Source organism: Streptomyces speibonae, assembly GCF_984686075.1.
This window is the reverse complement of the sequence record NZ_OZ480260.1, coordinates 1992813-2006488: the sequence shown is the minus strand read 5'-3', so window position 1 is coordinate 2006488 and position 13676 is coordinate 1992813. Positions and strand designations below refer to the sequence as shown.

The 13676-nt window shown below is 70.7% G+C and carries 8 protein-coding genes, 1 pseudogene and 1 riboswitch; of the genes and pseudogenes, 3 read left to right on the top strand and 6 right to left on the bottom strand.

The annotated features are described in order from the left end of the window. Positions 1-73 precede the first annotated feature (73 nt). Positions 74-4348, bottom strand: a complete 4275-nt coding sequence (locus AC5L3C_RS08785; RefSeq protein WP_493648227.1) for an nSTAND1 domain-containing NTPase — start codon at positions 4346-4348, stop codon at positions 74-76. Continuing rightward, complete coding sequence (locus AC5L3C_RS08780; protein WP_493648225.1) at positions 4349-4705, bottom strand: CU044_2847 family protein; 357 nt, start codon at positions 4703-4705, stop codon at positions 4349-4351. 578 nt (positions 4706-5283) lie between these two features. On the opposite strand from AC5L3C_RS08780, the gene AC5L3C_RS08775 reads away from it, so the two are divergent. Next, positions 5284-5814 carry a hypothetical protein gene (locus tag AC5L3C_RS08775; protein ID WP_493648222.1) on the top strand — a complete coding sequence of 177 codons (531 nt, stop codon included), beginning with the start codon at positions 5284-5286 and terminating at the stop codon, positions 5812-5814. 181 nt (positions 5815-5995) lie between these two features. Continuing rightward, complete coding sequence (locus AC5L3C_RS08770; RefSeq protein ID WP_493653784.1) at positions 5996-6646, top strand: superoxide dismutase; 651 nt, start codon at positions 5996-5998, stop codon at positions 6644-6646. Positions 6647-6784: 138 nt separating this feature from the next. On the opposite strand, the pseudogene AC5L3C_RS08765 reads toward AC5L3C_RS08770, so the two are convergent. Next, positions 6785-6934: pseudogene (locus tag AC5L3C_RS08765) on the bottom strand (iron chelate uptake ABC transporter family permease subunit); the annotation flags it as partial. 84 nt (positions 6935-7018) lie between these two features. Beyond that, positions 7019-7170: riboswitch (cobalamin riboswitch) on the bottom strand. Between the two features lie 344 nt (positions 7171-7514). Between AC5L3C_RS08765 and AC5L3C_RS08760 the strand changes: the two are divergent. After that, on the top strand, positions 7515-8234 hold the full coding sequence (locus tag AC5L3C_RS08760; protein ID WP_493648221.1) for a glycoside hydrolase family 11 protein: 720 nt from the start codon (positions 7515-7517) through the stop codon (positions 8232-8234). 54 nt (positions 8235-8288) lie between these two features. Here AC5L3C_RS08760 and AC5L3C_RS08755 read toward each other — a convergent pair whose 3' ends face one another. The 3 genes from AC5L3C_RS08755 to ptsP all read right to left on the bottom strand — a co-directional run bounded on the left by AC5L3C_RS08755 (position 8289) and on the right by ptsP (position 13619). Beyond that, on the bottom strand, positions 8289-10133 hold the full coding sequence (locus AC5L3C_RS08755; RefSeq protein ID WP_493648219.1) for a thiamine pyrophosphate-requiring protein: 1845 nt from the start codon (positions 10131-10133) through the stop codon (positions 8289-8291). Positions 10134-10265: 132 nt separating this feature from the next. Next, on the bottom strand, positions 10266-11450 hold the full coding sequence (locus AC5L3C_RS08750) for an ROK family protein (RefSeq protein ID WP_493648217.1): 1185 nt from the start codon (positions 11448-11450) through the stop codon (positions 10266-10268). A gap of 162 nt (positions 11451-11612) precedes the next feature. Then, complete coding sequence (gene ptsP / locus AC5L3C_RS08745) at positions 11613-13619, bottom strand: phosphoenolpyruvate--protein phosphotransferase (protein ID WP_493648216.1); 2007 nt, start codon at positions 13617-13619, stop codon at positions 11613-11615. Between the last annotated feature and the right edge of the window lie 57 nt (positions 13620-13676).

The following is a 13676-nucleotide window of genomic DNA, read 5'->3' as shown; positions in this document are numbered from 1 at the left end:
TCGCGGAGCTGGTGCATGAGGGGCGTGACCTGCGACATGCACGGCAACGCTCACCGCTGTCCGTTCCGCCCGTTCATGGACACACCGGGTCGGTCGGCAGGCCGGCGAGGTAGCGGGACCGTTCGGCATCGGTGAAGTCCCGGCCGAGGGCGCGGCAGATTTCCTGGACGGCCTCGGCGGGGTCGGGGAGCGCCACATTCCACAGCCGTACGGTCGAGGTCGCGGTATGGTCGCCCTCGGTACGGACGGAGAGGCTCGCGAGCGTGTCCCCGTCCGGTCCGTATGCCACCGCCGACAGCACTCCGGTGTGGTCCGTGAGTTCGGCGCGTTGCTGCCCTGTGGCCAGGTCCCACAGCCGAATCCCGCTGCCGACGGAGCCCGAGGGGAAGGCGTCCGGGTGGTCGGTGGAGCCGACGACGGCGAGTGTGTCTCCCCCCGGGCTGAACGCCACCGACGACACGACTTTGTCGTTGCCGCTGAGTTCGGCGCGTTGCTGTCCTGTCGCCACGTCCCACAGCCGCACCACTCCCTCGACCGTGTTCGTGACGGCGACGGCGAGTGTTTTGCCGTCCGGGCTGAACGCCATGTCCGACACCTCGCCCCGAGCGGCCAGAGGGTGGCCCAGCTGCCGGCCCGTGGTCATCTCCCACAGCCGCACCGTCTCGTTGCCCGCACTGGCGAGTGTTTCGCCGTCCGGGCTTGACGCCACCAACTCCACTTGTGTCCAAGGCGGCTCTCCGTGGACCACTGGGTCACCGCGCGGTTCGCCGGTTGCCGTGTCCCACAGCTGCACCTTGCCGTCGTCTCCTCCCGTGACGAGTGTCTTCCCGTCCGGGGTGAACGCCACCGAAATGGCGTGCTCGCCGGAAGGCGACGAGAAGTCACCCTCCTGCTTGTGCGTGGCTACGTCCCACAGCCGTAACCCGCTGCCGGAGACCGCGCCGGCGAGTGTAGCGCCGTCCGGACTGAGCGCCACCGAGACAACGGGGCCGCCCGGATCCTCCAGGCGGCTGCGCCGGCGCCGATCAGAGGCCAGGTCCCACAGATGAACCGAGTCGGGACCGGCGGCGGTGAGCGAGGTGCCGTCCCGGCTGAACCCGAGTGAATACAGCGGGCCGTCGACAGTGGAGAGGAAGCCGTCCGATGGCTCACCGGCGTCCACGTCCCACAGACGCGCCGTGCCGCCACCTCCCCCGGCGAGTGTTTCTCCGTCCGGACTGAATGCCAGGGACGATATCTGGCTGCCGTGTACAAGGGTGCTGCCTGACTGCCGGCCGGAAGAGACGTCCCAGAGCCGGACCTTGCCGTCCTCTCCGCCGGTGGCGAGGGTTGTCCCGTCCGGGCTGAACACCACCGCCCGCACGTCACCGCCGGGTGTCAGGGGGTCGCCCCGTTGGCGGCCGCCGGCGACGTCCCACAGCCGTATCCTGCCGTCCTCTCCGCCGGTGGCGAGGATCGTTCCGTCCGGGCTGTACGCCACCGACGTCACCTGGCCGCCGAGATGGGTGAGCGAACGGTCCCGCCGCCGTCCCGTGGATACGTCCCACAGCCGTACTCTGCCGTCCGCGCGCTCGTCGGCGCTGGTGCCGGCGAGCGTGGTGCCGTCCGGACTGAACGCAACCGACAGCACTTCACCGCCATGGGCACCCGGGCCGTCCCATCCCCTGCCCGAGGACACGTCCCAGAACCGCACTCCACCGTCGCGACCTCCGGCGGCGAGTGTCTTTCCGTCCGGGCTGTACGCCACCGACCAGACCCATCCACCGTCGACTGCCAGGTCGCGTCGCCACCGCCTGGCGGCCACGTCCCAGAGCCGTACTCTGCCGTCGTCACCGCCGCAGGCGAGTGTCCTTCCGTCCGGGCTGAACGCCACGGACCGCACGTGGCCACTGTAGGAGGTGCGAAGGGTGTCCCGCTGTTCACCGGAAGCGACGTCCCACAGCCGTATGGTGCCGTCGGCGCCTCCGGCGGCGAGTGTCTTCCCGTCCGGGCTGTACGCCACCGACTGCAGGTCACCGCCGCGCGCGCCGAGGAGGTGAGCGAGTCCGAGGTCAGCCGCGCGCAGGAGTCCGGCGCGTGCTTCCGCGGTGGGTGAGATCCGGTATGCCTGGATCGCCATGAGCGACGCCAGGTCGGGCGCGGTGCCCAGGAGAGCTTGGGATTGCGCGGCGAGTTGCCGGGACTGTGCTCGGTGCTGGGCGTCGAGCGCTTCCTGGCGCTGCCAGACGGCCACGCCGGCGACGACAAGGGTGAGGGACAGGAGGAAGACCAGGAGAGCGTTGAGGCGTTGAGCGCGACGGACGACGGATTGCTGGTGGTTCTCGCTCGCGGTCAGAAAGGCGGCGATCTCGGCGGGAACCGAGCGCTGCCGGGCCCACTCCAGTCCCTCTGCGAGGGCAGTGCCGACGAGCAGGTCCGCGGCCAGTCCGGTGTCTGCGTGCCGGTTGCGCAGTCCGGTCACCTGGTGCAGCCACGTCTGGAAGCGGCGGTCGCGCGCCATCCAAGCACGCAGGTCGCTCCAGTCACGTATGAGTGCGTCGTGAATGAGTTCCGCGACGGGCTCACCCGGGCGCCCTTCTGTGCCGGGAGGGGTGCTCGTGGTGATGATGCGGTCACGGCTCAGCGCGGTTATGACCTCGTCGAAAACGGTACTCGCAACGGACGGTGCCTCCCTGGCGTCCTGGGAGAGTGTGCGCAGACGGGCCAGGGTGACTCGCTGACGGGTGGCCGGTATGCCGTGTGCGGCGTCGGCAGGGTGGACCAGCGCCGTGAGGACGCGCTGTGCGGTGGTCCGATGGCCGGCGGGCAGAGCGTTGAGGGCGGTGTTGCACCAGGTGGTCAGAGTGCCGGTGACCTCGCCGATGCGCTGGTAGGCGTCGTGGGTGATACGGCCGTGGGTGCGGCGCTCCCACAGTTCGGCCAGCGCGAGTTGAAGAGGGGGCAGAAGTGTGGCAGGCGTACGGCCCTCTGGATCGGCGGCTCGGAAGTCCTCGATGATGCGCTCCGGCAGACCTTCCTCGAAGCGTGCTCCGGCGTCCTGCGCCGGCCGGATGACGATCTCGCGCAGTTCGGACACGGTGAGCTGGGCGGACACGTCCAGTGATCCGGCCTTGGCCGCCTCCAGCAAGCCGGGGCACAGATCTGCCAGGCGTGGATAGAAGTCGTTCCGCATGACGAGTACGACGCTGAGTACGGGGTGTGCGTCGATCGCCGCGATGAGTTCCGCAACGACGGACGGGGGAGGGCCGGGGCCCAGGTCATCGGCCGCCGACTGGATGAGGAGTTCCTCGAACTGGTCGATGACCAGCAACAACCGGTCCCCCCGTGCCGCCGCCAGACAACGGTCCACCGCCGGCCCCATGCCATCGATCGCGGCACCCCCCAGGCCGGACCGTTCCAACTCCTCCAGCAGGTTCTGGCCGGGCCGGGCCAGGACATGGAGCCATCGGTCGCTGCCGGGCAGCCCGCCGTCGGCCAGCGCAGGGATCACTCCGGCCCGGACGAGGGAGGACTTCCCCGCACCGGACGGGCCGAGCACCAGGATCAGCCGGTGGCGGCGCAAGCGTTCGAGTAGGCCGTGCACCGCGGTCTGCCGGCCGTGGAACCATGCGGCGTCCTGCTCGGTGAACGGCGCCAGCCCTGGGTAGGGGAGCACCTTGTGCTCCGCCAGCTCCGGCACCACCTTCCGTAGCACCTCGGCAGGCGTCGCGTAGGCGACGCCCAGCCCTCGGTGGTGCGGGTCGGGGTGGGTGAACGCGGAGACCATCCCGATGACCAGGCCGGTCACCTCGTCGACCACCGGTCCGCCGCTGAAGCCCGCCGTCAGGTCGTTCGCACCCGTCAACTGCAGCAGGGTTCCCGTTCGGCCCCCGGGCAGCCGGTCACCGGCTGTGCCATAACCGAAGTGGCCGCCGCTGAAAGCCTGGGCGGGAAATCCGAACGAGGAGATCCGGTGACCCGAACATCCGGCACTCGACCCGAGAGACATCGGGCGGCCCCCGACGGGTACCTTTTCCAGGCGCACAGCCGCGATGTCCTCCTTCTCCGGGGCGCGCCATGCATCGGCCAGAACTGTTCCTTCGACCCGTGGTGCATCCGGCAGGTGAGGAAAGCACAAGGTGACCCGGCCGCCGGGGCCGCTGCCGGCCATGTGCACCACGTGAGCACACGTGATGACCAGGCTCTCGCCTCCCAGGAACCCTGCACCTGTCACTGCGCCGTCCGCGGCAACGATCTGCGCCACGGCAGCGGCCACCGCGGAGGCCGGAGCCGCACCCGAGCCCGCACCCCTGGGCAGGTCCTGAGGCTCTCCGGCGCCGGGAGCGGAGCGGCTCTCGTGGGCCGACATCTATTCGGCTCGCACGCCGTCGCCCGTGCATGCTTCACCCCGCCACAAGGCTCTGATCCTCAAGTGAGCGGCCGCCTCACCCTTGTTGACGATCACGCCGACCTGACCTGAGAGGTCCAGTCCGAACTCGATTTCGACCTCGGCCGGTCCGGCATCCCGCAATTGCGTCACCACGGCACGCGTCATGTCCCGGACCGGTCGGAGTGCCTCCTGCAGCGTCGCCGGCGCCCTCCTCACCGCGTCCGTCACCCTCCCGGCCTGCACCGGGCCTTCCCCGGCCGGACGGACGGTACCCGGCACCACTTCGAACACGATCTCCCCGCCGTCCTCCAAGGGCAATCTGTCCACCGACTGCATCAACTCGCCTCCGTTGCACCACTGTTGGTCCTCTCGCATACCGTTGTAACCTGCCAGTAGTTCCCATGACAGTGCAGTGTCCGACCCGGCTCACCGTTTCTTCGGCACGCGTTGGAAAACCGCTGACGGCGGTCCCTTGCGTCTTCAACTGGGCATCAGGTGGCAAGGGCTGACGGGATGCCGCTGCGGAAGCGGCGTGCGGTCCTGACGAGGAAGCAGTCACTTTCATGCACGGAGTGCGGCCGGACTGGTTCTCAGACAGTGGTTCGTGGGCGGCCCGACGACCTGGCCCGAGATCACACGCGGCCGGGTTGGTGGGCGCGGCGGTCCTGGCCGTCGTCCTGCTCGTCACAGGCTGCTCCGATTCACCGGAGCGCCCCGACCCGCCCGCGTCCTCCGGCCGTTCCGCCACGGACGGCGCCGTGGAGACGGTGGTGCATGTCCGAACCTGCGAGAACAGGTCCGCCTACGCCGTACCCACGGATGACCCCATACCGGACTCCGTCCGTCTGCCGAGCCCACTGACTCTTCCCCGAGGGGCGGCCGTCGCCGGTATACGGGCCGGACGCGGTGACGCCGTGCAGTACATACTCGGTCCCGAAACAGGGACCTGTCACTTCGTCTTCGGAGCCAGCAGCATCCACTTCTTCATGGGGGCGGACGACGGCCGTTCGGGGGTGTCGGAAGCATTCGCCCCGGCCGGGGCCGCCTACTCGTCGGTTTACGGCTGTGAGTACCTTCCCGAGGTCGCCCGGTTGTCACCAGGCGCGGACTGCACCAAACCGCCGGATGAAGAGGTGACCCCTCTGTCGACCGGTGTCCGCAACTTGCATGCCTCGCTCGTCCGGGTTCAGGCCGGCTCCAGCTCGTATCTCTGGGGCAGAGACTCCCGCTATGACACGGTCGCGCTGTTCGTGTCCACCGTCACGCAGGGGAATCCGGCCGGGAAGTCCATCTCATGCAGCTTGCCGGACCGGCAGGGAGACATCTGCACTGCGAGCCTGAGCTATTTCCTCGCACAGGTGGGGGAGGCCTCACATCTGACGGAGCGGGACCGCCGCCGCCTGACTCAGGTCATTCACACGTTCATCACTGACCACCGGGAGTGAATCGTCTCCCTCCGCCTGGCGAGCTCGCGACCGGCGGCCATTGCGTGGTCCGGATACGAAGCCGCCTGGCCCTGGGCGGCCATCCTCCTCCAGTCCCACTCATGTACGACGGCCCGCCACACTTGCCGGTATGATGCAGTTGCACATAACTTGCAATAACGTCGAAGGGCGGACCTTGGGCATGGCGCTCTACACGCTCCCGGAGCTCCCGTACGACTACTCGGCGCTCGCGCCGGTCATCAGTCCGGAGATCATCGAGCTGCACCACGACAAGCACCACGCGGCGTATGTGAAGGGGGCCAACGACACCCTCGAGCAGTTGGCCGAGGCGCGGGACAAGGAGGCGTGGGGGGCGGTCAACGGCCTGGAGAAGAACCTGGCGTTCCATCTCTCGGGGCACATCCTGCACTCGGTCTACTGGCAGAACATGACCGGTCCGAAGGACGGTGGTGGCGGCGAGCCCCTCGCCCGGGACGGTGTCGGGGAACTGGCCGACGCGATCACCGAGTCGTTCGGTTCCTTCGCCGGTTTCAAGGCCCAGTTGTCCAAGGCCGCCGCCACCACGCAGGGTTCCGGCTGGGGCGTGCTCGCCCACGAGCCGCTCAGCGGCCGGCTGATCGTCGAGCAGGTCTACGACCATCAGGGCAACGTCGGGCAGGGCTCCACCCCCGTCCTCGTCTTCGACGCCTGGGAGCACGCCTTCTACCTGCAGTACAGGAACCAGAAGGTGGACTTCATCGAGGCCATGTGGCAGGTCGTCAACTGGCAGGACGTGGCGAAGCGGTACGCCGCGGCCAAGGAGCGGGGCGACAGTCTGCTTCTGCGCCTGTAGCCGCGACAGACGTCCTGCTCGTGATCGTCTTCTCACCCTTCACGGCAGGCGCGACGAAGGGGCCCGCGTGAGTGATCGCTCGCGCGGGCCCCTTCCGTGTTCACTCGGGGGGAGGGAGGAAGGGCGCGGCCGCCGGCACACGCGGCGGTGGTCGCCGCCGACGGCGAGGCGGACGGTGTGCGGCAGCATCAGGCCGACGAAGCCGATCGGTCCGCACGCCGCGACGATGACGCCGGTGACCAGGGAGAGCAGCACGAACATGCGGGCCCGGAAGCGGGCCACGTCCAGGGGTGAACAGCGGGGGACGGGACATGCCGTCGTACACGTGAAGCCTCCTGGGGAGTCCGCGCTCCTCGGATCGGGCCCGCGGCAGGCCAGCGTCCTGACTCCCGGATCGACGCTCCTCCCCCTGGCCTTCCCGCGCGGTGCGCAGTGGCGTGTGGACGGGGGCAACTCCCCGGTCACAGTGGCGGAACCGTGCCGGATTCGCACCGGCTTCCTGTTTCCCGTCGCGGTGATGAACCGGTGATCCTGCGAGCCGCCCGGCTCAGGGCAAAAGGGCGCATGGGCGGAGCTTCACGCGCACGCCCCCTCGCGCCTCGGCACGCGTGTCCGAAAGTTTCGCCCTCTGCTCTCTTGATTGCGGTGTTATGCATTCACATCACCATGCGCTGAAGGAGGTGAGTCGCGTAGGAGGCTATCTGAACTGCGAATATGCCACATCTCAACCCTCTCCATGTGAAGGAAATGTTTCCGAAACTTGGTCGAAACTGTTGACAGGCTCATGGCGGTCTCCGAAGACTTCCCTGCAAGGCCCGCGGGCAGGCCCCGGCCGCCCGCCCCCCACCAGCCTTCATCGGGAGGACGCATGCACAAGGACGGCACGCAGCAGGACCAGTTTCAGCAGAACCCCGCTCCCTTCGGCGGCCTGAGCCGGCGCGGCTTCCTCGGCGCCGGCACCGCCGCGCTCGCCACCGCGTCCGGACTGTTGCTGCCCGGCACCGCCCACGCCGCCACCACCATCACGACCAACCAGACCGGCTACGACGGCATGTACTACTCGTTCTGGACCGACGGCGGTGGCTCCGTCTCCATGACGCTCAACGGCGGCGGCAGCTACAGCACCCAGTGGACCAACTGCGGCAACTTCGTCGCGGGCAAGGGCTGGGGCAACGGCGGGCGCAGGACGGTCCGTTACAGCGGCTACTTCAACCCGTCGGGCAACGGCTACGGCTGTCTCTACGGCTGGACGTCGAACCCGCTGGTGGAGTACTACATCGTCGACAACTGGGGCAGCTACCGGCCCACCGGCGAGCACCGGGGCACCGTCTACAGCGACGGCGGCACGTACGACATCTACAAGACGACGCGCTACAACGCCCCCTCCGTCGAGGGCACCCGCACCTTCGACCAGTACTGGAGCGTCCGGCAGTCGAAGGTGATCGGCTCCGGCACCATCACCACCGGCAACCACTTCGACGCCTGGGCGCGCGCGGGCATGAACCTGGGCGAGTTCCGGTACTACATGATCATGGCCACCGAGGGCTTCCAGAGCAGCGGAAGCTCCAACATCACGGTCAGCGGCTGACGTTCGTCCCGCGCACCGGCGGCCGCGGGCCCCGTCCTCGTGACGGGGCCCGCGTCACGTGTTCTCCCCGGTGCTGTCGTGCTTGCCGGCGCCCGGCCGGTCGTCGCGGTGGCGGGTGCCGGGGAGCAGGTCCTGGACCTTGGCCTTGAGGCCCTGTTTCACCATCGAGCCGCGGTCGCTGTCGCCCTTGAGGATCGCGGTGGCCGCCGCCTCGATCTGGTCGAGCGAGGCGTGCGGCGGGATCGGCGGGACGGCCGGGTCGGTGCGGAAGTCGATGACGAAGGGCCGGTCGGCTGCCAGCGCCCGGTCCCACGCGGCCTCGACCTGCTTGGGCTTCTCCACGCGTACGCCGTCCAGGCCGATGCGCTGGGCGATGTCGGCGTAGGGGAGGTCGGGGATGTGCTGCGACTCCTCGAACTGGGGGGCGCCGGACATGGCGCGCATCTCCCAGGTGACCTGGTTGAGGTCGCCGTTGTTCAGCACCGCCACGATCAGCCGCGGGTCGGACCACTCGCGGTAGTACTTCGCGGCGGTGACCAGCTCCATCATGCCGTTCATCTGCATGGCGCCGTCGCCGACCAGGGCGATCGCGGGCCGGTCGGGGTGGGCGAACTTCGCGCCGATGGCGTACGGCACCCCGGGGCCCATGGTGGCCAGGGTGCCGGACAGGGAGCCGCGCATGCGGCCGCGCAGCCGCAGGTGCCGGGCGTACCAGTTGGCGGCCGAGCCGGAGTCGGCGGTGAGGATGGCGTCGTCGGGGAGCTTGCCGTCCAGGGCGTGCACGACGTACTCCGGGTTGACCGGGTCCGCGCCGACGGCGGCGCGGCGCTGCATGATCTCCCACCAGCGGGCCACGTTCTTCTCGGTCTTCTCCCGCCAGGCCCGGTCCTGCTTGCGGTGCAGCTTGGGCAGCAGGCGGCGCAGGGTCTCGCGGGCGTCGCCGACGAGGTTGACCTCGTTCGGGTAGCGCAGGCCGATCATGTGCGGGTCGATGTCGATCTGCACGGCCCGCGCCTGGTCCAGCTCCGGCATGAACTGCGTGTACGGGAAGCTGGAGCCGATCATCAGCAGGGTGTCGCACTCCTGCATCAGCTCGTAGGAGGGGCGGGTGCCCAGCAGGCCGATGGAGCCGGTGACGTAGGGCAGGTCGTCCGGCAGGGCGTCCTTGCCGAGCAGCGCCTTGGCCACCCCGGCGCCGAGGACGTCCGCCAGCCGCTCGACCTCCTCGCGTGCGCCGCGGGCGCCCTGCCCGATGAGGACGGCCACCTTCTCGCCGGCGTTCAGCACGTCGGCCGCCCGCTGGAGGTCCTCCTCGGCCGGCACCGGCGCGTACCGGCCGAGACCGAGGCTCGAGGGCACCATCTTGAAGGCGTGCGTGGGCGGGCTGTAGTCCAGTTCCTGCACATCGCCGGGGACGATGACCGCGGTGACCGTGCGCCGGGCGTACGCGGTGCGCAGGGCACGGTCGATCAGGTTCGGCAGCTGCTCGGGGACGGTGGCGGTCTCGCAGAAGTCGGACGCGACGTCCTTGTAGAGACTGGCGAGATCCACTTCCTGCTGGTAGGAGCCGCCCATGGCGCTGCGGTTCGTCTGCCCCACCAGGGCCACGACGGGGACGTGGTCCAGCTTGGCGTCGTACAGGCCGTTCAGCAGGTGGATCGCGCCGGGCCCCGAGGTGGCCGCGCACACCCCGACCTTGCCGGAGAACTTCGCGTAGCCGACGGCCTGGAACGCGCACATCTCCTCGTGGCGGGCCTGGACGAACTTCGGTTTGTTGTCCGCCCGTCCCCAGGCCGCCAGCAGACCGTTGATGCCGTCGCCCGCATAGGCGAAGACATGATCGACATCCCACTCGCGCAGCCGCTGGAGGATGTAGTCGGACACCTTGTTGCCGGCCATGCGAGCTCCGTTCCGATCCCGTCGACGGTCCACGGTCCCCGGCCCCGGCGTCCGGCCTGTGGACAAGGCCCGTGCACAGGGGACGCGAGGGCATGACCCTTCAGGGGTAACCGCGCGGGTACGGGCAAAACGTCAGCGGCTGCTGAGCTGCGCGTCGATCGCCTCGGGGGCGAGGAGCTGCTCGGAGGCCAGGGTGGCCGCGCCGATCAGGCCGGCGTCGGTGCCCAGGAGGCTGTGGGTGATCTGCAGATCGCGCGTGGCCAGCGGGTGGGAGCCGGCGTAGACGGCCTCGCGGATGCCCGCCAGCAGGGTCTCGCGCGCCTCGGCGAGCGCCCCGCCGACGGTCACCACGGAGGGGTTGAGGACGCCGACGAGGTCGGCGACCACACTGCCGATGACCCGCCCCGCCTGGCGCACCAGCCCGACCGCGTCGGGGTCGCCCTGACGGGTGAGCGCCACGATGTCCGCGGCCGTCCGCGCCTCGCGGTCCATGCTCCGCAGATCCCGGGCGATCGCCCAGCCGGCCGCCTCGGTCTCCAGGCACCCGACGCTGCCGCACCGGCAGACCCTGCTGCCGCCGCGGTTGAGATGCCCGATGTCCCCGGCCGCGCCGAGCGACCCACGGAAGAGCCGCCCGTCGAGGACCAGCCCGCTGCCGACGCTCATCCCGGCGTCGACCATGAGCAGGTCGGCGGTGTCCGGCCACCGCTTGCGCTGCTCGCCCAGCGCCATGACGTGGGCGCCGTTCTCCAGATGGACGGGCACCTCCGCGAACCGCTGCGCGAAGAACGCGTTCAGATCGAACTCGTACCACTTTCCCATCATGGTCGGGGAGTTGACACGGCCTGTCGTGGTCTCGACGAGCCCCGGCACGGCGACGGCGATGGCCCGCACGTCGCCGGCCGCCGCGCCCGACTGCTCCAGCACGGCCGTGAAGTGCCGGTCCACCTCCCGCATGACCTGTTCCGGCCCGGCATCCATGTCCACCGGTCCGCCGGCCGATGCCAGGACCCCGGCATCCAGGTCGGTCACCGCCACCCGGCAGTGGTCGAGCCCGAGGTCGGCGGCGAGGACCGTGCCGGAGCGCTGGTTGAACTCGAACACCTCGGCCGGGCGTCCGACCGAGGCCGAACCGGGACTGCCCGCCCCGTAGACGATGTAACCCGCCTCCAGCAGTCCCGTCAGCCGGTTCTCGACGGTGGCGCGGGCCATGCCGGAGGCACGGACGAGCTCGGACCGGGTGCGGGCCCGCTTGTTGCGGATCATGTCCAGGAGGTGGCCGGCCCCCGCCGCAGCTCGGCCGTTGCGAATCCCCATGCCAGTCATTATGCCAATCGTGTGCACTATTCCGTTCGACGGTGACGGGAAACCGGGTCGACTGTGACGGGAAGCCGGGTCGACAACAGTGACGGGAAGCCGGGTCGACTGTGACGGGAAGCCGGGGCGACGTGACGGGAAGCCGGGCGGTGCTGCGGGCCGCTAGGGAGCGACCGCCAGCTGCGCGCCCAGCGCGGTCACGGCCTCCCGGGCGTCCGCGCCGCGGGCCTCGATCCGTACCTCGGTGCCGCGGTCCGCGCCCAGGCCCAGCACGGCGAGCATGGCCTTGGCGGCGGCCCGCCGGCCGGCCACGTCCAGGGTGATCTCGGAGGCGAAGCGCTGGGCGGTCGCCACCAGTTGCGCGGCGGGGCGGGCGTGCAGGCCCTCGGGGTCGGCGACGGTCACGTTGACGGCCCACCCGTCCCCGTCCAGCGGCTCGGCGGTGACCGGCGGGGCGGGCGGCGCGGGCTCCAGGAGGGCGCGTACGGCGTCGGCGTCGTCCGCGTGCGCGGCGCGGCCGGCGAGTTCCGTGGCCTCGGCGCCGCTCAGGGCGCCGATCGCGCGCGCGGCGTCCGGCAGACGGGCGGCGGTCATGGACAGTTCGTCCACGCCGAGGCCGATCAGCAGCGGCTGGATCGCGGGGTCGCCCGCGGCCTCGCCGCACACGCTGACCGTGATGCCGTGCGCGTGCGCCGCCGCGACGACCAGGCCGATCGCGTGCAGCAGGGCGGGTGTGTGCGGGTCGAGCAGACGGGTGACGCGGGTGTTGTCCCGGTCGGCGGCGACGAGGTACTGGAGCAGGTCGTTGGTGCCGACGGAGAAGAAGTCGGCCTCGCGCGCCAGGGCCGGGGCGCAGAGCACGGCGGCCGGGGTCTCGATCATGACCCCGAGCCCGACCGGACCGTGCTCGACTCCGTTCGCCGCCAACTCGGCCCGTACCGCGTCGAGATGACCGCGTACGGCGCTCAGTTCCGCGGTGCCGGAGACCATCGGCACGCAGATCCACACCTCTCCGTGCGCGGCGGCCCGCAATGCGGCCCGCAGCTGGGTGCGCAGCACGTCCGGGGCGTCGAGCAGCAGCCGCACACCGCGGTGGCCGAGCATCGGGTTGGCCTCGGCGGCGGTCAGCGGCGGCAGCGGCTTGTCGCCGCCGACGTCGAGCAGACGGATCGTCACCCGTCCGCCGTCCAGGGCCCGGACGGCTCCGGCGTACGCGGCGAGCTGCTCCTCCTCGTCCGGCAGGCCGTCCCCGGCGAGGAAGACGAACTCGGTGCGGAACAGGCCGACCGAGCGGGCGCCGGCGCGGTGGGCGCGGACGGCCTCGTCGGCGGAGCCGATGTTCGCGGACAGCCGGACGCGGTGGCCGTCGCCGGTGGTGGCGTGGGGCAGTGGCTCGGCGGCGGCGGTCTCCCGGGCGCGGGCCGCCGCGGCGGCGCGGGCGACCTCGTCGGGGGAGGGGTCGCGGGTCACGGTGCCCCGGTCGCCGTCGACGAGGAGCGGCGCGCCGGGCCGTATCGCCTCCAGCCCGGACACCTGCACGACGGCGGGGATGCCGAGGGAGCGGGCGAGGATCGTGGTGTGGGCGGTCGGACCGCCGCCGGAGAGAACGAACGCGCGCAGGCGGTCGCGGTCCAGGCCGATGGTCTGCGACGGCGTGAGGTCCGTCGCCACGACGACGGCGTCCTCCGGGAGTTCGGGCTGCCGGGTCTGCCGGGCGGCGCCGAGGGCGGTGAGCAGGCGCAGGCGCAGGTCGTCGACGTCGGTGGCCCGCTCGGCGATGCGCGCGCTGTCGGAGGCGCGCAGGGTGTCCGCCTGCTCGGTGAGGACGCGCTGCACGGCGGTGGGGGCGTCCACGAGCCGGTCGCGCACCGCCGCCGTCAGGCGTTCGCGCAGGCCGGGGTCGGCCAGCATCGCCAGATGGGCGGTGAGGACGCCCTGTCCCTCGGCGCCGGACACGGCGGATCTGAGGGTGTCGAGCTCCTGGGCGGCGGTGTGCAGACAGCTGTCCAGCCGGGCCAGCTGGCCAACCACCTGGTCCGCCTCGATGCGGGTCTCCGCCAGGGGCGTGTCCGGGTCGTTCCACAGCACTGCCGTGCCGCCGGCGATGCCGGGGGAGGCCGCGATCCCGGTGAGCGGGGTCGCCGTGGCCGGTACGGGGGGTGTTGCCATCAACGGTCCTTGGGTCGGGGCGGCCGGTCGCCGCGGTTGCCCGAGTCTCAACCCGGT